19 protein-coding genes are annotated in these 21,078 nt (G+C 68.8%); 11 read left to right on the top strand and 8 right to left on the bottom strand.

The features are described 5' to 3' along the window. Nucleotides 1–49 precede the first annotated feature (49 nt). Nucleotides 50–1,144, top strand: coding sequence for a hypothetical protein (locus AC0NZN_RS06005; RefSeq protein ID WP_474591368.1), 1,095 nt, complete (start codon nucleotides 50–52; stop codon nucleotides 1,142–1,144). After that, nucleotides 1,144–2,112, top strand: coding sequence for a glycosyltransferase family 2 protein (locus AC0NZN_RS06000; RefSeq protein WP_474591367.1), 969 nt, complete (start codon nucleotides 1,144–1,146; stop codon nucleotides 2,110–2,112). The genes AC0NZN_RS06005 and AC0NZN_RS06000 overlap by 1 nt, the downstream gene beginning before the upstream one ends. Before the next feature lie 8 nt (nucleotides 2,113–2,120). Here AC0NZN_RS06000 and AC0NZN_RS05995 read toward each other — a convergent pair whose 3' ends face one another. The 3 genes from AC0NZN_RS05995 to AC0NZN_RS05985 are packed head-to-tail and all read right to left on the bottom strand — an operon-like array spanning nucleotide 2,121 to nucleotide 5,295. Beyond that, nucleotides 2,121–3,221: an acyltransferase family protein gene (locus tag AC0NZN_RS05995; RefSeq protein ID WP_474591366.1), complete on the bottom strand. Its 1,101-nt coding sequence runs from the start codon at nucleotides 3,219–3,221 to the stop codon at nucleotides 2,121–2,123. Continuing rightward, complete coding sequence (locus AC0NZN_RS05990; protein ID WP_474591365.1) at nucleotides 3,218–4,354, bottom strand: NAD-dependent epimerase/dehydratase family protein; 1,137 nt, start codon at nucleotides 4,352–4,354, stop codon at nucleotides 3,218–3,220. The genes AC0NZN_RS05995 and AC0NZN_RS05990 overlap by 4 nt, the downstream gene beginning before the upstream one ends. 50 nt (nucleotides 4,355–4,404) lie before the next feature. Next, nucleotides 4,405–5,295, bottom strand: a complete 891-nt coding sequence (locus AC0NZN_RS05985) for a glycosyltransferase family 2 protein (RefSeq protein ID WP_474591364.1) — start codon at nucleotides 5,293–5,295, stop codon at nucleotides 4,405–4,407. Between the two features lie 150 nt (nucleotides 5,296–5,445). Here AC0NZN_RS05985 and glf point away from each other — a divergent pair, with 150 nt between their 5' ends. Genes glf through AC0NZN_RS05970 form a run of 3 tightly spaced genes read left to right on the top strand, consistent with a single transcriptional unit; the run spans nucleotide 5,446 to nucleotide 8,151 of the window. After that, nucleotides 5,446–6,597: a UDP-galactopyranose mutase gene (gene glf, locus AC0NZN_RS05980; protein WP_474591363.1), complete on the top strand. Its 1,152-nt coding sequence runs from the start codon at nucleotides 5,446–5,448 to the stop codon at nucleotides 6,595–6,597. Nucleotides 6,598–6,619: 22 nt separating this feature from the next. Further along, nucleotides 6,620–7,417: an ABC transporter permease gene (locus AC0NZN_RS05975; RefSeq protein ID WP_474591362.1), complete on the top strand. Its 798-nt coding sequence runs from the start codon at nucleotides 6,620–6,622 to the stop codon at nucleotides 7,415–7,417. Next, on the top strand, nucleotides 7,417–8,151 hold the full coding sequence (locus AC0NZN_RS05970) for an ABC transporter ATP-binding protein (RefSeq protein WP_474591361.1): 735 nt from the start codon (nucleotides 7,417–7,419) through the stop codon (nucleotides 8,149–8,151). Before AC0NZN_RS05975 ends, AC0NZN_RS05970 begins: the two co-directional genes overlap by 1 nt. Before the next feature lie 12 nt (nucleotides 8,152–8,163). On the opposite strand, the gene AC0NZN_RS05965 is transcribed toward AC0NZN_RS05970, so the two are convergent. The 3 genes from AC0NZN_RS05965 to AC0NZN_RS05955 all read right to left on the bottom strand — a co-directional run bounded on the left by AC0NZN_RS05965 (nucleotide 8,164) and on the right by AC0NZN_RS05955 (nucleotide 12,025). After that, nucleotides 8,164–9,123 (bottom strand): glycosyltransferase family 2 protein, encoded by a 960-nt coding sequence (locus tag AC0NZN_RS05965; RefSeq protein ID WP_474591360.1) that lies wholly within the window; start codon nucleotides 9,121–9,123, stop codon nucleotides 8,164–8,166. An 81-nt stretch (nucleotides 9,124–9,204) separates the two neighbouring features. Beyond that, nucleotides 9,205–10,515 carry an O-antigen ligase family protein gene (locus tag AC0NZN_RS05960; protein ID WP_474591359.1) on the bottom strand — a complete coding sequence of 437 codons (1,311 nt, stop codon included), beginning with the start codon at nucleotides 10,513–10,515 and terminating at the stop codon, nucleotides 9,205–9,207. 13 nt (nucleotides 10,516–10,528) lie between these two features. Further along, a complete protein-coding gene (locus AC0NZN_RS05955) occupies nucleotides 10,529–12,025 on the bottom strand; it encodes an O-antigen ligase family protein (RefSeq protein WP_474591358.1) in 1,497 nt (498 codons plus the stop codon). Between the two features lie 228 nt (nucleotides 12,026–12,253). Between AC0NZN_RS05955 and AC0NZN_RS05950 the strand changes: the two genes are divergently transcribed. The 3 genes from AC0NZN_RS05950 (at nucleotide 12,254) to AC0NZN_RS05940 (ending at nucleotide 16,966) form a co-directional block, all read left to right on the top strand. Next, on the top strand, nucleotides 12,254–12,592 hold the full coding sequence (locus AC0NZN_RS05950; RefSeq protein ID WP_474591357.1) for a WhiB family transcriptional regulator: 339 nt from the start codon (nucleotides 12,254–12,256) through the stop codon (nucleotides 12,590–12,592). Nucleotides 12,593–12,653: 61 nt separating this feature from the next. Beyond that, on the top strand, nucleotides 12,654–15,557 hold the full coding sequence (locus AC0NZN_RS05945) for a glycosyltransferase (RefSeq protein ID WP_474591356.1): 2,904 nt from the start codon (nucleotides 12,654–12,656) through the stop codon (nucleotides 15,555–15,557). Beyond that, nucleotides 15,554–16,966, top strand: coding sequence for a DUF5719 family protein (locus AC0NZN_RS05940; protein ID WP_474591355.1), 1,413 nt, complete (start codon nucleotides 15,554–15,556; stop codon nucleotides 16,964–16,966). The genes AC0NZN_RS05945 and AC0NZN_RS05940 overlap by 4 nt, the downstream gene beginning before the upstream one ends. Nucleotides 16,967–16,975: 9 nt before the next feature. Here the strand turns inward: AC0NZN_RS05940 and AC0NZN_RS05935 are convergent, their stop codons facing one another. After that, nucleotides 16,976–17,323, bottom strand: a complete 348-nt coding sequence (locus AC0NZN_RS05935; protein ID WP_474591614.1) for a metallopeptidase family protein — start codon at nucleotides 17,321–17,323, stop codon at nucleotides 16,976–16,978. Between the two features lie 204 nt (nucleotides 17,324–17,527). Here AC0NZN_RS05935 and AC0NZN_RS05930 point away from each other — a divergent pair, with 204 nt between their 5' ends. Together AC0NZN_RS05930 and ahcY are read left to right on the top strand one after the other, a co-directional pair. Beyond that, nucleotides 17,528–17,734 (top strand): DUF3499 family protein, encoded by a 207-nt coding sequence (locus AC0NZN_RS05930; protein ID WP_474591354.1) that lies wholly within the window; start codon nucleotides 17,528–17,530, stop codon nucleotides 17,732–17,734. Nucleotides 17,735–17,787: 53 nt separating this feature from the next. Beyond that, on the top strand, nucleotides 17,788–19,251 hold the full coding sequence (gene ahcY / locus AC0NZN_RS05925) for an adenosylhomocysteinase (RefSeq protein WP_474591353.1): 1,464 nt from the start codon (nucleotides 17,788–17,790) through the stop codon (nucleotides 19,249–19,251). Between the two features lie 6 nt (nucleotides 19,252–19,257). Here ahcY and AC0NZN_RS05920 read toward each other — a convergent pair whose 3' ends face one another. Then, nucleotides 19,258–20,064, bottom strand: coding sequence for an RDD family protein (locus tag AC0NZN_RS05920; RefSeq protein WP_474591352.1), 807 nt, complete (start codon nucleotides 20,062–20,064; stop codon nucleotides 19,258–19,260). Nucleotides 20,065–20,080: 16 nt separating this feature from the next. Between AC0NZN_RS05920 and AC0NZN_RS05915 the strand changes: the two genes are divergently transcribed. Next, nucleotides 20,081–21,076 (top strand): stage II sporulation protein M, encoded by a 996-nt coding sequence (locus AC0NZN_RS05915; RefSeq protein WP_474591351.1) that lies wholly within the window; start codon nucleotides 20,081–20,083, stop codon nucleotides 21,074–21,076. The last annotated feature ends 2 nt before the right edge of the window (nucleotides 21,077–21,078 follow it).

Raw genomic sequence — 21,078 nt, 5'->3', positions numbered from 1 at the left:
GACCGGACAGAACACCGCCTTCCTCACCTATTGGGCGGCGCTGTTCGCCGTGTTCGCAGTGCTCTCAGGGATTCAGAACGAGATGACGCGCGCTGTGCGCGCAGACCGAGGCGCACCCGATGGCGCTCCCGGGACGACCTCCCCGATTGCCGCAGCGCTGATCGTCGGAGCCGCCGCGTCGGCAATCGTTCTCTTGTCGTTCCCTCTGTGGCAGTCGGTCTTCGCAGCGCTCGACGGCGTGATAGCCCCAATGCTTCTTATCGCAGGCGCCGCATTCCTCTATGCAGGGCATGTCGCAACAGTGGGAATGCTCGCGGGACTCGGGCGGTGGAGGGGCTTCGCCGCGCTCAGCGCCGGTGAATCGCTCGTGCGGCTCGCGCTCGCGCTCGCCGCCGCGTTCCTCGGATGGGGCTTCCTGGGCTTCGAGATGGCGGCAACAGCAGGCACACTGACGTGGCTCGTGGCCACCCTCCTCCTACCTGGCTGGCGGCAGCTGTGGGGCCTTCGCATCCGACTCGGTTTGGCTGCGCTGCTGAAGCGCGTCGCGAACTCGATGGCGGCGTCCGGCGCAACCGCGCTGCTCGTCACCGGCTTTCCTCTCCTCATGAGTCTGACGACGGCACCCGCGGAATACGCCGGCGCAGCTCCGTTGATCGTGGCGGTGTCCGTGACCAGGGCGCCGCTGCTGATCCCCGTCAACGCGTTCCAATCCATGGTGATCGCCTCCTTCGTCGGGCGCCCGGAGCGGGCTCGATCCTCGCTGATGCGACTGATGGGCGTGGTTCTGGCCGTCGCAGTACTCGGAGGCCTCCTCGCAGCCCTGATCGGACCATGGATCATGCAGCTTGTCTTCGGGCCTGGCTATGGCAATTCGCCAGTGGTGCTCGCCATGCTGGTCGTCGCTGCATCGCTGTTGGCTCTCCTGGTTCTCGGTGGTTCGGTGGCACTGGCCCTCGACGAGCACACGGTGAACACCCTGGGGTGGTACCTCGCGCTCATCATCTCTACAGCGATCATGTTGTCGCCGGCGGACCTCACAACGCGGACCATCCTCGCGCTCACGATTGGGCCGTTGGCGGGTGCTGTCTTCCATTTCGTGTTCGTGATGCGCGCACTTCGCAGGCGCGCGACGGAAGGTGTCTGATGCCCCGCACGACGGTCGTCGTCCCTCTCTTCAACGCCGCCTCGACTGCGGAACGAGCGGTTCGATCGATTCTCGTTCAGGGTGATGCCGACTTCGAGGTCATCGCCGTCGATGACGGCTCGACGGACAGCACGCTGGCCCTGCTCCAGACGATCACGGATGACCGGCTTCGTATTCTGACCCACGGGGAGAACCGGGGGATCTCCGCTGCACGCAACACCGCCCTCGACGCAGCGGTCGGCGACTTCATCGCCTTCCTGGACGCGGATGATGCGTGGGAGCACGACTATCTCGAGAGGATGCACGCGGCGCGCGGGGACGGGGATGCGGCCATCTGCGGCCGGACGGTGGTCCTTCCCGACGGCGGGGAGCGGATCGCACATTCTGCCCGGCTGGGGCGCATGAGCGGTGACACTGCGGCAGAACGGATGATGACGGGTGAGATCACGCCGTTTCCCTGGGACAAGATCATCCGTCGGTCGGCGTTCGCCGGACTCTTGTATCCAGAAGACATTCGGAGATTCGAGGATCAGGTCGTCGGAGCGGTCGCGCTCTCACGCGTCGCATCCGTGGTATCCATCCCCGATGCCCTCACGCGATACCACGTCGCGCCAGGGAGCCTCACGTGGGGGCGGATGCCGGACATCGCCGAGACCGAGCGAGCACTTCAGTATCTGGAGCGCTCGCTCGACGGCTGGTTGGCCGTACCCCATCGGCGCAGGGCGCTGAACGTGTGCAGAACGCTCTTCTTCATGCTGACCGCGCAGTCCGCCATGCGTTCGCATGACAGCGCTGCAGCGTCGCCAGTGTTAGCGGGGTGCCGATCCCGCATCTCGATGCGGATGCTCGGGGAGACTCTGGGTCGGCGCCCGATCGTGGGCTTGGGGGCGCTTCTCCTCAAGATCGCGCCTGGACTGTACCGATCGCTCTTCGTCGCTTACGTCAAGCGGCAATACGCGATGACCTGAGCGCCCGGTCAGCGCGCTTCGGCTCGGATATCGCCGAATGCGCGGGCTTTTCCGCGCGACCAGCGGATCGTGGGACGTTCGATCAGGAACCATGACAGCACGGCCATCGCCGCCGTTATGACCACCAGCACCGCGAAGAACACGGGAAGCGGTGCGCCAGCCCACCCGAACAGACAGAGCATCTGCGTCAGCGGGAAGCCCCACACGTAGACGCCGTATGAGAAGTCGTGCACCTGGAACAGCTGCGGCGACGGAAGCCGGGCGCCGATGCAGATCAAGATGTAAGTCAGGAACGGCGCTGCGATCTGCCCACCGAACGCGGGGAACGCGAGCACGAGGGTCACCGTGGCGACGGCGCTTGCGATCGCGCCCCACCAAACGAGGGGGAACCGGTCGCCGAGGCGGTCCCTGAGCATGAACACCAGAGCTCCACCGAAGAAGAACGGCAGCAGTCGACCGAACTGGACGACGTCGAACGACATTCCGCTGAGAAGGACCGTAAACTCCTGGTTCCACACCTTCAGCACGCACGTCCCAACGAATGCGAGCAGCATCGGCCAGATGCTCCGGCGAACAACCGGCAGCACGCAGAACAGCCCGACCAGGAGGTAGGCGCAGAACTCGTAGTAGAGGCTCCACAGTGAGCCGTTCCACACGTGCTGGTACGGCACGTCGGCGAGTGTGCCGGCGACGGAGTAGTCGTTCATGCGCAACCAGGCGTTCGCCAAGACGTAGCTGCCGGGCGTGTTCGCGGTTGAGAGGAAGTGGGACAGCGTGCCGTTCTGAACAAGGAAGGCGATCGGCGCCAGCAGGAACGCCGTGAGGATGTTGACGAAGAAGAAGGCCGGAAAGAGACGCGCGATCCGGTTGATGAGGTATCTGCCGCCGTCCGATCGCAGTCGGGCGCCCGTGATGAGGTAGCCCGAGATCATGAAGAATCCGAACACGGCCCAGCCGCCGATGGACTCGCCGGGGGTCAGTTCGATGCCGTCGCCCCGACCAGTCACGGGGAACACATGGTGGAAGAGCACCATGGCCGCCATCACCAGCCGCAGAAGGTTCAGGGAGTTGTTTCGGGGATCGATCCAGCTGCGATCGGCATGCCTCATTTGAGGAGGCTCCGCTCAGCCATCTCCTTCAGCGACCGTTCGTAGCCGCTCTCCTCGATTGGCTCGGACAGCACCCACTCGGCGAAGCGAGCGACGCCCGAGCGGAAGTCCGTCCGAGGCTCGTACGACAGCACCTCGCGCATGTTGGCGAGATCGGCGACGTTGTGACGGATGTCTCCCAGCCGGTAGTTGCCGGTCACCGTCACCGGGACCTCTGTGCCGAACGCCGCGAACAGGGCGGCGACAACCTCGCTGACGGTGGTTGCGTCGCCGCTGCCGACGTTGAGGGTCTGACCCGCGGCGGAGGGGATGGTGGATGCGAGGAATGTCGATTCGACCACATCATCGATGTAGACGAAGTCCCGGCTCTCTAGCCCGTCCTCGAAGATGTTAATCGCCTTCCCCTGGCGGATCAGCGTCGAGAAGATCGACAGAATCCCCGTGTACGGGTTCTTCAGCGACTGTCCTGGTCCGTACACGTTCTGATAGCGGAGCGCGACCGCATCAATCCCGATCGTGGGCGCGACCGTCATCACGAGCGACTCTTGCATCTGCTTCGTGATCCCGTACACCGATGACGGATGCAGCTTCGCCTGCTCGGCGGTGGGGATCATCGTCAGCGGGCCTTCGCCCTCGTGGTACACGTCGAAATCACCGGCGGCCATGTCCGCATCGGCACGGTGCGGTGGATAGACAGTTCGTCCGTCCTCGGTCCGGTACGCGCCCTCGCCATAGATCGAGCGCGAGGACGCGATGACCAGGCGCTTCACGGAGTGCGATGTGTTCGTTAGGAGGTCGAGGAGCTTCGCGGTCCCGCCCACGTTCGTCTCGACGTACCGGTCGATCTCGTACATGGACTGGCCGGTGCCTGTCTCGGCGGCCAAGTGGACCACAATGTCGGCGCCCTCGATCGCGGTGCGGAGATCGTCTGAAGAAGTCACCGTGCCGTGGATCACGCTCGCGACACCATCGAGGGAGCGCAGCAGCGGCGAGGTGTTCCGCGGGTCGTCCCCGTGCACCTGAGGCAGCAGGCAGTCGAGAACGCTCACGGTATGCCCGGCCTCGACGAACCGTCGAGCGAGGTGGGTTCCTATGAAGCCAGCGCCGCCGGTGATGAGCACATGGTCGGGCATGCAGGAACTCCTGAAAGCGGGGAGGCGCTCGCGCGAACGCACGAGTACGGTTAGACGGCGAAGATGTGCGCCAGCGTCGATTGTAGCCCAGGACGGGTTCCGTACCGGAGTACACGAGGGAGCTCCGCGAGGCCGTGGAGCCTCGACATCACGCGCCACCTGGCCGTCGATGCCGTCCTGCGCCAGCCCTTCGCGCGCGCCAGCTTGCGCGCCTGCCCGTAGTACGTACGCTCGTCGGTGAATCGCCGCCCGTCGAGCAGCGTCTTCTGCGATGCGCTGCCGCCGTGGCGCCGATAGGAGAAGGCGAGGGCGGGGTTGTAGGCGAGGCATCCACCGTCGAATGCGATATCCATGAGAAGCGCGAGGTCTTGAATGATCGGCAGGCCCTCGCGGAAGTCGACCCGTCGCATCGTCTCGGTGCGGAAAGTGAGAGAAGGCCAGTAGAGCCAGTCGCCTCGAATGAGGCTCGTTGCCATGACCTCCCCCTTGAGGACCGCGATCCCTCGCCCGCCCCGAGGAGCGAGGAGTCCGGTCTTCACCTTGTCTACGAGCGGATGGACGACGGCGCCACGCTCGTCGATCACGTCCACGCCCGGCTGCACGACATCGGCGTCCGGAACGGCGGCGATGGTGGCATGCACCACGTCGAGATAGTTGGGATGCAGCAGATCATCGCAGCCGAGGATCATGACGTAGTCCGTCGTGGCCCGACGAATGGCCTGGCGATAGTTCTCGGTGATGCCGAGGTTCACTTCATTCCGGATGTACTCGACGCGTTCATCGCCGAGCTCCGCGAACCAGGCGGGGACGCTCTCATCGGGGTAGCAGTCATCGATGACGATCAGGCGCCAGTCGGTCCGATGCTGCGCACGCACGGATGCGACGGTCTCATAGAGGAGCTCGGGGGCGCCCCAGAAGGGCACGAAGATTTCGAGTGTCATGGCGGAATCAGCCTATGAGATCCGGCTGTGAGCACCGTGCGGGCCGTGATTCTCGGCTGCCGGTCTTACGCCTGCGTAGACTTCAAGGTCGGCGGACCCTCCGCCGACCGCGCATGCAAGCGGCCTGTTCGACAAAGGGCAAATAGCCGTATGGACCTCCTCATCGTCGGCTCCGGCTTCTTCGGTCTCACGATCGCCGAGCGCGCCGCCGCATCCGGCCGCAAAGTCACCGTGATCGACCGTCGTCCTCACATCGGTGGCAATGCCTACAGCGAGGACGAGCCGACGACAGGCATCGAGGTCCACAAGTACGGGGCCCATCTGTTCCACACCTCCAACCCCGGAGTGTGGGAGTACGTCAACCGCTTCACCACGTTCACGAACTACGTGCACCGCGTCTACACGAACCACAAGGGCGTCGTGTTCCCGCTGCCGATCAACCTCGGCACGATCAACCAGTTCTTCAATGCTGCCTACACCCCCGACGAGGCGCGTGCTCTGATCCACGAGCAGGCTGGCGAGTTCGACGCGAAGGATGCCGCGAACCTCGAGGAGCGCGGCATCGGGCTCATCGGCCGGCCGCTCTACGAAGCGTTCATCCGTGACTACACCGGTAAGCAGTGGCAGACCGACCCCAAAGACCTGCCCGCCGAGGTCATCAGCCGGCTGCCTGTCCGCTACACGTACGACAACCGCTACTTCAACGACACATGGGAGGGTCTGCCCACCGACGGCTACACCGCGTGGCTCGAGCGGATGGCCGACCATCCCAACATCGACGTGAAGCTCGACACCGACTACTTCGACGAGTCGCAGCCGCTCAGCAAGAGGGCGACCGTCGGACAGTTGCCCGTCGTGTACACCGGCCCTGTCGACCGCTACTTCGACTACGCCGAGGGCGCGCTCTCATGGCGCACGATCGACCTCGAGCAGGAGGTGCTGGATGTCGGGGACTTCCAGGGCACGTCGGTCATGAATTACGCGGATGCGGACGTCCCTTACACCCGCATCCACGAGTTCCGCCACTTCCACCCCGAGCGCGCCGACCGATACCCCGCGGACAAGACCGTCATCATGCGGGAGTTCTCGCGCTTCGCGTCCCGTGAGGACGAGCCCTACTATCCGGTGAACACTGCTGAGGACCGTGCCGGCCTGCTCGCGTACCGCGAGCTGGCCAAGGGGGAGAAGGACGTCCTCTTCGGCGGCCGCCTCGGCACGTACCAGTACCTCGACATGCACATGGCGATCGGATCGGCGCTGTCGATGTGGAGCAACCAGCTCGCGGGCGCAGAAGCATCCTGAGCCTCCACCTAGACTCGTCTGCGTGACTTCAGCCACAGCCGTCGGCGCGCCCGGCTCGCCCCGGCGCTACCTCTACTCTCTGTGGCTGCTCTCGGCGCGCGACCTCCGCGTCCGCTACGCGACGAGTGCGCTCGGATACCTGTGGTCGGTGCTCGACCCGCTTGTGATGAGCGTCATCTACTGGTTCGTGTTCACACAGGTGTTCCACAAGGGCCACGTGGGCGACCAGCCGTACATCGTGTTCCTCCTGTCCGCGCTGCTGCCTTGGGTGTGGTTCAACGCGGCGGTGAGTGACTTCACGACAGCCTTCAACAAGGACGGGCGCCTGGTGCGCTCAACAGCGATCCCTCGGTCGATCTGGATGAACCGGATCGTGCTCAGCAAGGGAATCGAGTTCATCTACTCGCTTCCCGTACTCGTCGTCTTCGCGATATTCACCGGAGCGCATCTGACGTGGCAGGTGGTGTGGTTCCCGGTCGCCGTCATCCTTCAGGCCGTCCTCCTGGTGGGGCTCGGCCTGATCGTCGCGCCGCTGTGCGTCCTATGGAAGGACCTCGAGCGGACGACGCGCCTCGTGCTCCGTGCCCTCTTCTATGTGTCGCCGATCATCTACGGCATGCACGACCTTCCTCCGATCTTCAAATCGATCGCGATCTTCAATCCGCTCTCGGGCATCTTCACGATGTACCGGGTCGCGTTCTTCCCCGCCCAGTGGGATGCTGCGGCCGTCGTCGCGAGCTTCATCGTGTCGTTCGCCTTCCTGATCGCCGGAGTCTTCGTGTTCCGGTCCCTTGAGCGACCCGTGTTGAAGGAGCTGTGATGGAGCGTCCCGCCATCGAGGTGCGCGACCTCGGCATCCGTTTCCGGCGCAACCGGCGCGGCCGCCGCAGCATCAAGGATCTGTTCGGCGGTTCATCGCGTCGGGTCGCACCCGACGAGTTCTGGGCTCTCCGCGAGGTCACGTTCGACGTCCACCAGGGCGAGTCGATCGGTGTGGTCGGCCGCAACGGGCAGGGCAAGTCCACCCTCCTGAAGCTCGTCGCCGGAGTGCTCCTGTCCGACGAGGGTCGTGTCCAGGTGAACGGCGGCGTGGCGCCGCTGATCGAGATCACCGGCGGGTTCGTCGGCGACCTCACCGTGCGCGAGAACATCAGGCTCACGTCCGGCCTCCACGGGATGGGCCGGGACGAGATCGCGCGTCGCTTCGATGGCATCATCGATTTCGCGGAGCTCGGCGACTTCATCGACACGCCGTACAAGCACCTGTCGAACGGGATGAAGGTGCGACTCGCCTTCTCGGTCGTGTCGCAGCTCGAGGAGCCGATCCTGCTGGTCGACGAGGTGCTGGCCGTCGGCGACAAGGCCTTCCGCGAGAAGTGCTACCGCCGCATCGACGAGCTGCTAGCCGACGGACGCACCCTCTTCTTCGTCAGCCACAACGAGAGCGACCTGCGCCGGTTCTGCACGCGCGGCCTCTACCTCGACAAGGGCCGGCTGGCGATGGATGCGCCGCTCGCCGAGGTCCTCGACCGCTACAACACCGACTACAACTGAGTCCGGCGGCCGTCAGGCCGCGAGGGGCGGCATGGGCTGCCACGCCGCGTCTCGCGCGATCTTCCCGCCGTCGCGCAGGCCCCTCCACAGGTTCGAGGTACCGCGGAACTTGCGCTCGACGGCGACGAGCCGGATGAGCTCCTTGCCGAACGTGAGCGCCGTACCCGCCGCGAACAGCGCGGGGCGGTAGACGCCGGCTGAGCGGTAGTACTGCTTGATGATCGCGCGGTTGCGCATGATGTAGTACCGGTACGCATCGCTCGAGGCGTTCAGGTGCCGGATGCCCATGTCCCACTGGCGGATCTCTCGCGTGCGACGAAGGACGAAGTCGTCGACGATCACGGAGGTGGTCCGGCGGGACGCGAGCCAGCCGTAGGTCTGGTCGTCCCAATAGATGAAGAAGCGCGGGTCAGGCAGGCCGATCTGCTGGACGATGTCGCGGTGGATGAACATGCCCTCGAAGCATCCACTGTTCATGACCTTGTAGCGCGTCTCGTCGAAGCCCGACGGCGCATAGGGGATCGGAATGGCGAGTGGTTCCGCGATGCGGTACTGCCAGTAGAACGGGCTGCCGTCGTAGTCGTAGCGGCGTCCCTGGATGCTCTTGAATCGCGGCGCCCAGGCGCCCATCTTGGCGAGGCCGTCGGGGATGACCTCGACGTCGTCGTCCATGAGCCAGATCCAGGTCGATCCGAGCTCGTAGGCGACCCGCATCCCCTCGCTGAATCCGCCCGAGCCGCCGGTGTTCTCCTCAAGACGGCGGTAGACGATCTCGGTCCCGACGCGGTCGCGGAACGAGTCCACGACCTCGGTCGTGTCGTCGATCGAGGCGTTGTCGACGATGACGACGTGGCCCGGCTTCGGGTCCATCACCGTCAGGCTCTCGAGCAGGCGCGTCAGCAGGCCCGAGCGGTTGTACGTGACGACGACGATCGTCGCGGATGCCGGGTCGAACGGGGTGGATTCGGTCACGCGGGGAGTTTCGGAGACGAGAGGCATGGCGGAGCACATCCTATCCTGGCCGCCTGTGGCGGACCGGCGAGGGCATACGCGCTACTCGGTGGGGAGATTCGCCGAGGGCTGGTCGATCTCGATGCGGTCGCGCCAGGAGCGGGACTGGCCGGCGCGTGCGGCGCAGAGCACGAGCATGACCCAGCCGGCGCTCATGAGGGTGAAGCTCTCGAAGAGCGAGTCGATGAGGAGGGTGACGAGGATGAGAGGCGTCCACGCGTAGACGACCGACCGCCGCTCGCTCGCCACGAGCCACGACCGGACCAGCGCGATGCCGGCGAGGGTGAGGAAGAGCAGGAGTCCCACCCAGCCGAGCTGGAGCAGCACGTCGATGTACGCGTTGAGCGCCGATGCGTTCTTGTCGCCCAGCACGAGGTTGATGACGTTGAAGGGGAAGTGCTCGGGGTCCCACGGGCCGAACCATCCCCAGCCCTGCACGGGGTAGAAGCCGGAGTAGGTGATCGCCGTGCGCCAGAGGTTGGTGCGGAGGGAGAAGTCCGTGCCGGCGCCCATGATCTGCACGATCGGCTGTCGCATGAAGTACGCCGCGATGAGGCCGATGACGACGACCGCCCCCAACCCCCACTGGAGGGGGGCTCGCCGCGACGGCACCGTGTGCCGCACGAGCACGAGGACGCCCGCGGCCGCGGCCACCGACACCCCGAGCACCACCACGGTCGGCGAATCCGAGAGCACGGCCAGCACGCCGCCCAGGACGACCGAGTAGATGGAGACGCCCGCGGACACGGACGACGTCCGCCACTCGATGAGGAACGTGATGAGCGCGATGACGGCGTAGAAGCCGAGCAGGTTGCGCGTTCCGAAGATGCCCTGAATCGGCCCGAGGGAGGCGATGTTCCCCTGGATGCCGAGGAACGTGAACGGGATGTCGAGCAGGATCCCCGACATGATCTCCAGCACGAGCGAGATAGACAGCAGCACGCGCATGACATCCCCGAGCGCCCGTGCCGTCTGGAGCGTGTCGCGCACATGGGCGATGACGATCGCCATCACCGCGAGCGCGCTGATGGAGAACCAGCGGATGACGGTGGCCTGGGTGTCCGAGCTCCAGAACGCGCTGGCGAGCGCCCACCCGAGGAATGCGATGACGGAGAGCGGGGCGAACCTCGCGATCGAGAGCTCGCGGCGGCGGGCGACGAGCATCCCGATGCCGATCGCGACGAGCCCGACGATGATCGTGACGTACGTGACGGTGCTGGTCGTGTGCTCGATCGCGTAGCCGCCGAACACGGCGGCGAGGGCGCTCAGGGTGTAGGCGCGGGCGAGATCGGCGGAGCGCAGCACCTCCGCGAGGTAGTGCATCGGCCGATGGCCGTGCGCAGGTGTGCTCACGGCGTGCAGGCCCTCATGAGCCCGCTCCCGCGGCGGGCGCGGGCGGCTCGGATCCGGGAGACGGATCGGCGGGGGCGGATGCGGGGTCCCCTGGGCCCTCCGCCGGCGCAGCGGCATCGGCGGGCACGGCCTCTCCGCGCTCGATCGCCGCGCCGACCTCCGCCGGCCCCTGGCCCATCACGGGGGCCTGCTTGATCTTGAAGCCGAACATCACGACGAACATCCAGCCCCACAGGATGAGGGGGCCGGACTCGGCGAGGCCCTGCACGATGAGCACGGCGCCGACGAGCGAGGGGAGCAGCGTGAGAGGGGAGTAGGGGCGATCGGCGTCGAGGTCCCAGCGCGGCCGGTCGACCGCGAAGAACCAGGCCCGCCAGATGTAGGCGAGGTAGACGCCCGCCATGAGGAGGACTCCGACGACGCCGAGCTGGAGGAACAGGTCGATCCACATGTTGTGCGCCTGCATGACGGTCTGGCCGTGGTCGATGATCCAGCGGTCGAAGTGCGGGTCGCCGGCGATCCACGGCGAGGCGTATCCCCACCCGGCGAACGGACGCTCGGATGCGCGCGAGAGCACGGCCGCCCAGATGGTCTCGCGACCGGTGAGATCGGAGTTGCGGCCGAGGAGGGTGAAGAGCTCCGTGCGCCAGAGGATGACCGCGAGAAGGCCGCCGATCCCGACGACCGCGTACGCGATGTAGTAGCGCGTGCGCTCGCCAGGGCGCTTCGTGGTGCGCATGAGGAGGATCGTGACCAGGACGACCGCGACGACGACGGCCGAGAGATACGTCGTCGCGGATCCCGCGCGGACGAAGAAGAACGCGGAGATCGCGATCCAGACGATCAGCATCGGCCGGCGGGGGGAGCGGGCGGCGTAGAGGATCGCGAACACGATGATCGCGAGGAGCGCCACGACGCCGAGGAGGTTCGCGTTGCCCCAGATGCCCTGCATCCGTCCGGAGTTGAAGATGTTGCCGCGCGACCAGTAGACGATGGGGTCGTGGTGCTCGGTCGGACGCTCGAATCCGGGGAGCACCGGGCCGCGGACGAAGATGCCGACGACGAGTTCGAACAGCAGGGACAGGCCGAGCGCCCACTTGAGCGCGGAGCTGATGGCGCGCACGAGCTCCCGCCACGTCAGCGCGGCCCCGACGAACAGCGCCTGCAGCGTCGTGATCGCGAGCATGAGCCAGGTGAGCGCGGACACGCCCGGCCACGCCGACCAGGCGATGGACAGGGTCGCCCACGCGACGTAGGCGAACACCACCCATGGCAGCCGCCGCCACTGGATGAACGGGCGGAGCGTCGCCCACAGCACGATCGTGACGACGCCGCTCGCGATGGCGACCGCTCCCGCCACGACGGCGCCGAAGGCGTTGACCCACGCGACCCCGCTCACCGCGAGGAACAGGACGAAGATGCACCATGCACGCAGCATGAGGTGGCCGGTCGTCTCGCGGACCGGCGGTGTCGGCGGAGCCGACACGGGGTGCTTCGTGAAGACCGCCATCGTGCACACAGGCTATCGCGAGGGGATGGGCGGAGCCCGATGCGGCGTGCCCGGATCGTGACACGCCGACGGCGCGTCATGAAGGTTCAACTCCGAGATGAGGCTTTAGTATCCGCGACTTGACCTCGGCGAATCACAACGGTGTAATTATCCGTATCGGCGCATCTGCCGGTAGGTGTCGGGGTCCGGGGGACACGGCACGGGGAGTCGTACAGAGGGGGAAGCGAGATGGGGGTCTCACAATATCGCTCCGGTGCACCTGAGGACTGGTTCGTCGATCCAGTCGATCTCGGCGTTCCCGGGGTGCGGCGCCTGGATGCGGTGCGCAAACCGCATCTCGAAGACGACGATGCGCTCGCCTGGCAGACCGACGCGCTCTGCGCGCAGACCGATCCGGAGGCGTTCTTCCCGGAGAAGGGCGGCTCCACGCGTGACGCGAAGCGCGTCTGCACCTCGTGCGACGTGCGATCGGAATGCCTCGAGTACGCGCTGCGCAACGACGAGCGCTTCGGCATCTGGGGAGGACTCAGCGAGCGCGAACGGCGCAAGCTCAAGCGTCGCGCGTGATTGACGCTCCGCGGCGCGTGCGCCCGGGGCGGCGCGCGGCCGCGCATAGTCTGGCGGGGCCATGCCCGCCCGAGTTCATGCCCTCATCGTCGTTCGTCCCGATGGTCGCGCGCCTGCGGCGTTCCATCTGAAGCGCACGCTGCGCGCCGTGGATGCGCAGACCCGTCGCCCCGATGCGGTCACGGTCGTGCTCTGCGGATCGGACGAAACGCTGGCGACCGCCGCAGCATCCGGGTCGGCGTCCATCGTCACCGCGCCGGCCGGTACGAGCTTCGCCGCCGCTCTCGACATCGGCCGCCGCGGCGACGGCGATGCGCCCGACGAGGGCCGCGATGACGACGTCCGCGACGGCGCGGCCGTCTGGCTTCTGGCGCAGGACACCGCCCCGGAGTCCGAGACCCTTGCGCGACTCCTCGGGGTCCTCGAGCTCGCCCCCTCGGTCGCCATCGCCGCGCCCAAGCTCGTGCGCTGGGATGACCGGACGGAGATCGCGTCGCTGGGCGTGAGCATGACCCGTTACGGGCGTGCTGTCGGCCTCTCCGACGGCGAGCTCGATCAGGGCCAGCGCGACGCCGACGAGGACGTGCTCGGCGCGGACGTGCGAGGGATGCTCGTGCGCTCCGGTGCCTGGAGACGTCTGCGCGGCCTCGACCGCGGGCTCGCGGGCGCCGATGAGGGTCTGGACCTCTCGGTACGCGCGCGGCTCCTCGGCTCCCGCGTGAGCCTGGTGCCGAGTGCGATCGTGGCCGTGGCAGGAGACGGCGCCGCCGGACTGCCGATGCCGTCGGACGGCACACGCCGCCGCCACAACGTCTACGCACAGCGCCGTGCGCAGCTTCAGCGACGGCTCGCCTACGCGCCGGTCGTGGCTGTTCCCGTGCACTGGCTCTCGCTGCTGCCGCTCGCGCTCTGGCGCACGATGGTCGCGCTCGTCGCGAAGACCCCCGCGCGTGTGCTTCCCGAGTGGGGCGCCGCGTTCGTGGCGCTCGTCCGCGTGGATCAGATCGCACGGGCGCGCGCCCGCATCCGTCGCACGCGCGAGATCCCGTGGACGCGGCTCGCGCCGTTGCGCGTCACCCGCGCGCAGCTGCGCGAGCGCTTCGACGCGGATGCCGACGACGGGTCCGCCGACGACGGGGTCGTACGCAGCGACCTGCGCTTCTTCACCGGGGGAGGCGCCTGGATCGTGCTGGGAGCGCTGGTGCTGTCGATCGCCGCCTTCCCCGCGCTCCTGGCGTGGCCGGTGCTCGGCGGCGGCGCGCTGCAGCCGCTGGCCGCGACGGTCGCCAGGCTGTGGGCGGATGCCGCCTACGGGCTGCGCAGCACCGGCCTTGACGGCGCGATGCCTGCCGACCCGTTCGCCGGCGTCATCGCGCTCATCGGATCGCTCTCACCCGTCGACCCCTCGCGCGCCATGGTGCTCTTGTGGATCCTGGCGCTGCCTCTCGCGGTGCTCGGCGGCTGGTTCGCCGCGACCCGGATCACCGAGCGGTCGATCCTGCGCATTCTCGCCGGCGTCGCGTGGGCGCTGGCTCCGACCTTCCTCGCGGCGCTGATCGACGGGCGGCCCACGGGCGTCCTCGTGCATCTGCTGCTGCCGTGGGCGCTGTTCGCCGGCTCCGTGGCGCACCGGTCGTGGGCGGCCGCGGGGGCGGCATCCATCGTCGTCGCGGCGGTCGTCGCGTGCTCGCCGTCGCTCGCGCCCGCCGTCATCGTCATCTGGCTCGGGATGATCGTGCTGACCGCGGTCGTCCGCTCGGGTCGCGGGCTCGCTCGCGTGCTGTGGCTCGTCGCCCCGACGGTGCTCGTCGTGCTGCCGCTGGTGTGGCACCAGCTGCGGGCCGGGAACCCGTGGGGGCTGCTCGCCGATCCCGGTCTCACGTGGCCGGGACCCCAGGTGGCGGCAACCGTCCACGGCCGCGCGCTGCTGGCCGCGGGCTTCCCGACCGCCGACCCGGGCGGATGGGGCGCGCTCCTTCATGAATGGGGCTGGGGCACGGTGACCTGGTGGGTGCCGCTGCTCATCGCGCCGATCGCCATCCTCGCGCTGCTCGCACCGTTCACATCGCGCTGGGCGGCCGGCATCGTCCTCCTCGTCATCAGCGCGCTCGGCATCGGCACCGCCTTCGCCGCCGCCGCCATCGCCGTCGCCGCGTCGGCCGACATCGCCGTGGCGGTCTGGCCGGGCGCCGGTTTGAGTCTCGCCTGGATCGGAGCGCTCGGCGCCGCCCTCGTCTTCCTCGACGCGGGCCTCGCCGCGCGCGTGCGGCTCGTGCGCACCGCGGTCGCCGTGCTCGTCATGGCGGCCCTGGCCGTGGTGGCGTTCCCCGCCCTGACCTCCGCCACGCGTGGCACGGCGCTCCTGACCAACGGTCCCGCCTCGACGCTTCCCGCATACGTGGCCGCGGAGGGGCGGCAGGATGCACAGGTCGGCACGTTCACGATCACGCCCCTCGAGAGCGGTGCCGCCGCATCCGATGTGATCTGGGGCGGCAGCGAGACCCTCGCCGGCCACTCCACCATCCAGGCGTCCACACCATCGGCCACACCGGCGGACCGGGAGATCGCCGCGCTGACGGCGGATCTCGTGACCAGCACCTCGCCCGACGTCGTCGCGCGACTTGCCGCGCGGGGCATCGGCTTCATCGTGCTCGCACCGCCCCCGAGCGACGAGTCCGACCAGGCGCGCGCGCTGAGCATGCAGGTGAAGACGTCGCTCGATCAGCGCGACGGACTCGAGCAGGTGGGAACCACCGAGAAGGGCACGCTGTGGCGCGTCGGGCGCACCGTCGCAGCCCGGGCCGAGCCGGCCGACGACCCGCAGCGCACCGCTGTCGTCATCGCCGCGCTGCAGCTCGGGGTGCTGCTGGTTGCGCTGCTCCTCGCCATCCCGACGCGCGCCTCGCGTCGCGCCGCCCGCCGCGCCCCGCGCGTCGTCGGGCCCCACGGGCAGGAGGCGCGATGAGCGACCGTCGCATGCTTCGGCTCGCCACCACGGGCGCCCGCGTCCTGGCCGGGGTGCTCGCCTCCGCCGTCTTCGTGATCGCCGTCGCCGCGGCCGTCGCGATCCCGTGGCCCACGCACACGCAGAAGCCGGTGAGCGTCACCGCGACCCCTGCGCCGACCGACACCGTCCTCGTCTGCGGGGGCCCGCTCCTCGCCCTCGGCCGCAACGCGCAGAACGCCGCTGCGCTCGCGGTGGCTGCGCCCGAGAGGCTCACGACCGCCGCCCCGGCCGGGCTGCCGGCGCCCCGGCAGAGCGCGGTCAGCCTACCGGGCCTCACGAACGGCGGCGCGCCCGTCCTGACGGCGCCGCCCGTGGGCAGCGCTCGCTCGATCATCTCCGGCGCAGGCTCTGCGACGGTGCAGTCGGACGACCTCACCGGCTTCGCCGCCTCCTCGTGCCAGGAGCCGCGTCTCGAGTCGTGGCTGGTCGGGGGCGCGAGCACCACCGGTGCATCCGACCTCGTCCGGCTGGCGAACCCCGGTGCCGTTCCCGCCACCGTCCAGCTCACCGTGTACGGAGCGTCGGGTGGCCAGGTGCCCCCGGGGGGCACCCTCGTCATCCCTCCGGGGACGGAGCGGGTCGTGCCGCTCGCCGGCCTCATCCTCGGCGAGGAGGCGCCCGTCGTGCACGTCTCGGCCTCCGGGGCGCCGGTGCGGGCAGCCCTCCAGGCGAGCATCACCCGGACGCTGGTCCCGGGGGGTGTCGACCAGGTGACCGCCGTCCAGACCGCGGAGCGCACGCAGGTCATCCCCGGTGTCACCGTCGCGGCCTCGCCGACGACGGGATCGAACGACAACCCGACCACGGTGCTGCGGCTGCTGTCCACGACGTCCACGTCGACTGCGACCGTGACAGTGCTGAGCATGTCGGGCGTCAGCGAGTCGCGCCAGAGCGTGCCGCTGCAGGCGGGGGTCCCCGCCGAGGTCGCGCTGTCCAACCTCGCGCCGGGTCGGCACACCGTGCGCGTCGATTCGGACGCCCGCGTCGTCGCGGCGGTGTGGTCCACCACCGGCTTCGCCGCGGGATCGGACTTCGCGTGGTACCCGGCGGTGCCGGAGGTGTCGGCATCCACTCTCGTCACGGTCCCGGACGGTCCGTCGACCGTGGTGTCGATCGCGAACCCGGGGACGAAGGCCGCGGTTGTGAAGCTGACGCCCGTGGACGGGTCATCGGCGCGCTCGCTCACGGTCCCTGCCGGTCAGACGATCGATGTCTCGGTCGCGGCGCGGTCGTCGTTCACCCTCGACCCCCAGAACGGCGCGCGCATCCGGGCGGCGGTCACCCTCACCGGCGCCGGTGCGCTCGCCGACATCCCGGTCTGGCCGGGCGCCGCCGCCGCGGCGAGCATCGACGTGTACTCGGGCTGACGGCTCGTCTCAGAAGTGGAAGCGCTCGGGGCCGAGGTCCCAGGGGTCGCGGTCGAGGTACTCGGCCGCCGCACGGAAGACGCTCGCCTCGATCACCATGCGCCGGTGCAGGTCGTCGTTGCGATGCAGGTGCGACAGGCGCTCGATCGGGATGCGGTAGAGGATGATGCGCTTCTCCGCGGACGACACCGTCCAGCGCGGGATGCCGTCGCCCTCGACGGCGGGAGGCAGATCGCCGATCTCGAAACGCACATCGCGCAGCTCCGGCCACGCCGAGCGGAGGAATTCCGCGGCGGTGCCGACGGCGAGGTCGAAGCGGTCGATCCGCGTCTCGAGGGGCGGCAGCGGCGGTCGCACGACCGGGCTGCGGCCCTCGCGTCCGTGCCGCCCGTGGCGGGATGGACGCGCAGCAGGCGCCGCCGTGGTTCGGCTCGTCCGGCGTCGCAGCATGCGACCATCCTAGGCCGAGGCGCCGTCGGAGGCGGCGGCCGCGTGGCACTCGGACGGAGCGGACGGCGCGGCTCGCCGCCGGTGTCGGACAGGCCCGCTAGCGTGGTGCCGATGCGCGAGAGACAGTGTTCCAAGGTCGGATGCTCCAAGGAGGCCGTGGCGACCCTGACGTACGACTACGCCGACCAGATGGCCGCCATCGGACCGCTCGGACGCGAGGCCGACCCGCACGCGCACGACCTGTGCGCACTGCACACCGATCGGCTGTCCGTACCCCGGGGGTGGGTCGTCATCCGCCACGAGACGATGCGCCTGTAGCCGCGGCATCCCCTGCACTCCGGCGCGACGCGCCCGCGTGGGAGAATGGCGGGATGCCTCAGACCGACGTTTCCTCCCGCATCGACTACGCCGTGCGCGACCTCTCCCTCGCCGAGGCGGGCCGCCATCAGCTGCGCCTGGCCGAGAACGAGATGCCCGGGCTCATGGCTCTGCGCGCCGAGTTCGGCCAGAGCAAGCCGCTGAAGGGCGCGCGCATCGCCGGCTCCCTGCACATGACCGTGCAGACCGCGGTGCTCATCGAGACGCTCGTCGCCCTGGGCGCGCAGGTGCGCTGGGCGAGCTGCAACATCTTCTCCACACAGGATGAGGCTGCCGCGGCGGTCGTGATCGGGCCGACGGGCACCGTCGATGAGCCGCAGGGCGTTCCGGTGTTCGCGTGGAAGGGCGAGACGCTCGAGGAGTACTGGCAGCTCGCCGACCGCATCTTCGACTGGACGGCGGAGGGCTTCGACGGTCCCAACATGATCCTCGACGACGGCGGAGACGCCACCCTGCTCGTGCACAAGGGCGTCGAGTTCGAGAAGGCCGGGGCCGTCCCCGAGCCGGCAGACGGTGCGTCCGAGGAGTACCGCATCGTTCTCGAGACGCTCCGCGCCTCGCTTGCGCGCGACCCGCAGCGGTTCACGCGGATGGCCGACGGCCTCCTCGGCGTGACGGAGGAGACGACGACCGGCGTGCACCGCCTCTACGAGCTCGCGGCATCCGGTGACCTGCTGTTCCCCGCGATCAACGTCAACGACTCGGTGACGAAGTCGAAGTTCGACAACGTGTACGGCATCCGTCACTCGCTTCCGGACGGGATCAACCGCGCGACCGACGTGCTGATCGGCGGCAAGACGGTGTTCGTCGTCGGCTATGGCGACGTGGGGAAGGGCGCGGCCGAGGCGCTGCGCGGCCAGGGCGCGCGTGTCATCGTCGGCGAGATCGACCCGATCTGCGCGCTGCAGGCCGCGATGGACGGCTACCAGGTGGCGCGCCTGGACGATGTGATCGGCGATGTCGACATCGTCATCACGGGGACCGGCAACACGCGTGTGGTCACCGTCGACCACATGCTCTCCATGAAGCATCTCGCCATCGTCGGCAACGTCGGCCACTTCGACGACGAGATCGACATGGCGGGCCTTGCCGCCGTCCCCGGCGTCGAGCGCATCGAGATCAAGCCGCAGGTGCACGAGTGGCGACTGCCGACGGGGCGCAGCATCCTGGTCCTCAGCGAGGGCCGCCTGTTGAACCTCGGCAACGCGACCGGTCATCCGTCGTTCGTGATGAGCGCGTCCTTCGCCAACCAGGTGCTCGCCCAGATCGAGCTCTACGCCCACCGCGACGCCTACGCGCTCGGGGTGCACGTCTTGCCGAAGGCGCTCGACGAGAAGGTGGCGCGTCTGCACCTCGATGCGCTCGGCGTCCAGCTGACCGCGCTCACCGAGGAGCAGGCGTCGTACATCGGCGTGCCGATCGATGGGCCGTACAAGCTCGACCACTACCGGTACTGAGAGCGCCTACCGCACGCCCTTCAGCAGCTCCTGGACGCGCACGCCCTCGAGCTCGAGCGCACGCTGCTCGCGGGCGCGTCGCACGGCCACGACGGCGCGGACGAATGTCTCCGCATCGACCGGCGGCACGGGAGAGGTGAAGCGGACGGCCTCGGCGGCGAGGGATGCCGAGAGCCGCGCGCGTGCGGCCGGCTCCATGCGATCGGCCTGACGGACGAACTGCGCGCAGCGGCGCGCCAGTGCATCGGGCAGTCGGGCGACGTCCGCCGTCACGGCCCACGGCTCGAGTCCGGCCGGAAGACCCGATCCCGCGGCCGGCAGCTTCGGGGTGCGGGTGCGCTCGCTGTAGGTGCCGGCGGTCAGGTCGCCCAGCCGCTGCGAGCGCGGGGTGAACGCGCCGGTGACCGCGGCGACGACGCCGAGCGTCATCCAGATCTCGAAGACGCCGACGAGCGCCCGGATGAAGGCATGCCGGAAACCGGCGGCGCCGCCGTCGGAGCGCACGATCCGGCCGCCCACCGCGAGCTTGCCGAGGCTGCGGCCGTGCGACAGGGTCTCCACCGTCGTCGGGACGACGACGGTGACCAGGACGACCACCACGAGCATCAGGATGCGGCCGGTGGACGCGTCCAGGACGCCGAGGCTCTGCATCCAGCCCGTCGCCCACACGAACAGGAGCAGCACGGCGATGCTCACCACCATGTCGATCGCCAGCCCGAGCGCGCGCAGGAAGAAGCCGATGGGCTGAACGTCGAGGGCGACGGCCTCGCCGGTCAGGATCTCGTCCTGGGCGATCGCGACCGGTGCGGGCATGGCTACAGTAAACCGCATGGACCTCGACGCCCTGGTCGCCGTGCGCCGCGACGAGTGGGCGCGCCTGGACGAGCTCGGTCGCAAGCGCAGCCTCAGCGGGGCGGAGGTCGACGAGCTGGTCACCCGGTACCGGGCGGCCTCGGCCGATCTCGCCGACATCAAGACGTCGGCAGGCCGGACCGTCGAGGGCGACCACGTCTCGACGCTCCTCGCGCGGGCGCGCCTGCGCCTCACGGGCTCGCCCGACAACGTCCTGCGGCAGGTGCCGCGGTTCTTCGCCCACCAGCTTCCGGCGGCGCTCTACCGCGTGCGCTGGACGACGCTGGCCATCGCGGTCGGCTTCGGGATCGTCGCGTGCCTCACGGCGTTCTGGATCTCACAGGATGCGGCCGCCCTCGCCTCCCTCGGCTCGAAGGCGCAGCTGCAGAAGCTCGCCGAGCAGGACTTCGTCGACTACTACCGCGAGAACCCGAACGGCGTGTTCGCCGCGACGGTGTGGACGAAGAACGCGTGGATCGCCGCGCAGTGCGTGCTGTTCGGGATCACCGGCATCTGGCCGATCTACGTCGTGATGCAGAACGCCGTCGGGGTGGGCTCGGTCTCCGCCGTGATGATCGCGTACGGCAAGGGCGACATCCTGCTGCAGTTCATCGCACCGCACGGGCTGCTGGAGCTCACGAGCATCTTCGTGGCGGCGGCTGCGGGACTCCACGTGTTCTGGGCGTGGGTCGCGCCGGGCCGGCGCTCGAGGGGCGAGGCGCTGGCGGCCGCCGGGCGGTCGCTCGCGACCATCGCCGTGGGCGTCATCGGCACCCTCGCCGTCTCAGGCTGCATCGAGGGCTTCGTCACTCCCCGGGAGTGGCCGTGGCAGGTCAAGCTCGCGATCGGCGCGACCGCGCTCGCCGCGTTCCTCGTCTACATGCTCGTGATCGGGCGGCTCGCCTACCGAGCAGGCGAGTCGGGCGACCTCACGGAGTACGAGCGCGGGACGGAGCGCCTCGTCGCGGGCTGATC

The organism is Microbacterium sp. sgz311019 (assembly GCF_056135325.1).
The sequence above is the reverse complement of the archived record's forward strand: the minus strand, read 5'-3'. Positions and strand labels throughout refer to the sequence as shown.

Excerpts from the sequence above, each read along its gene's own strand:
- AC0NZN_RS06000 (WP_474591367.1), top strand. The coding sequence starts at position 1,144 with ATGCCCCGCACGACGGTCGTCGTCCCTCTCTTCAACGCCGCCTCGACT.
- AC0NZN_RS05995 (WP_474591366.1), bottom strand. The coding sequence starts at position 3,221 with ATGAGGCATGCCGATCGCAGCTGGATCGATCCCCGAAACAACTCCCTG.
- AC0NZN_RS05990 (WP_474591365.1), bottom strand. The coding sequence starts at position 4,354 with ATGCCCGACCATGTGCTCATCACCGGCGGCGCTGGCTTCATAGGAACC.
- AC0NZN_RS05985 (WP_474591364.1), bottom strand. The coding sequence starts at position 5,295 with ATGACACTCGAAATCTTCGTGCCCTTCTGGGGCGCCCCCGAGCTCCTC.
- glf (WP_474591363.1), top strand. The coding sequence starts at position 5,446 with ATGGACCTCCTCATCGTCGGCTCCGGCTTCTTCGGTCTCACGATCGCC.
- AC0NZN_RS05970 (WP_474591361.1), top strand. The coding sequence starts at position 7,417 with ATGGAGCGTCCCGCCATCGAGGTGCGCGACCTCGGCATCCGTTTCCGG.
- AC0NZN_RS05955 (WP_474591358.1), bottom strand. The coding sequence starts at position 12,025 with ATGGCGGTCTTCACGAAGCACCCCGTGTCGGCTCCGCCGACACCGCCG.
- AC0NZN_RS05950 (WP_474591357.1), top strand. The coding sequence starts at position 12,254 with ATGGGGGTCTCACAATATCGCTCCGGTGCACCTGAGGACTGGTTCGTC.
- AC0NZN_RS05945 (WP_474591356.1), top strand. The coding sequence starts at position 12,654 with ATGCCCGCCCGAGTTCATGCCCTCATCGTCGTTCGTCCCGATGGTCGC.
- AC0NZN_RS05940 (WP_474591355.1), top strand. The coding sequence starts at position 15,554 with ATGAGCGACCGTCGCATGCTTCGGCTCGCCACCACGGGCGCCCGCGTC.
- AC0NZN_RS05930 (WP_474591354.1), top strand. The coding sequence starts at position 17,528 with ATGCGCGAGAGACAGTGTTCCAAGGTCGGATGCTCCAAGGAGGCCGTG.
- ahcY (WP_474591353.1), top strand. The coding sequence starts at position 17,788 with ATGCCTCAGACCGACGTTTCCTCCCGCATCGACTACGCCGTGCGCGAC.
- AC0NZN_RS05920 (WP_474591352.1), bottom strand. The coding sequence starts at position 20,064 with ATGCCCGCACCGGTCGCGATCGCCCAGGACGAGATCCTGACCGGCGAG.
- AC0NZN_RS05915 (WP_474591351.1), top strand. The coding sequence starts at position 20,081 with ATGGACCTCGACGCCCTGGTCGCCGTGCGCCGCGACGAGTGGGCGCGC.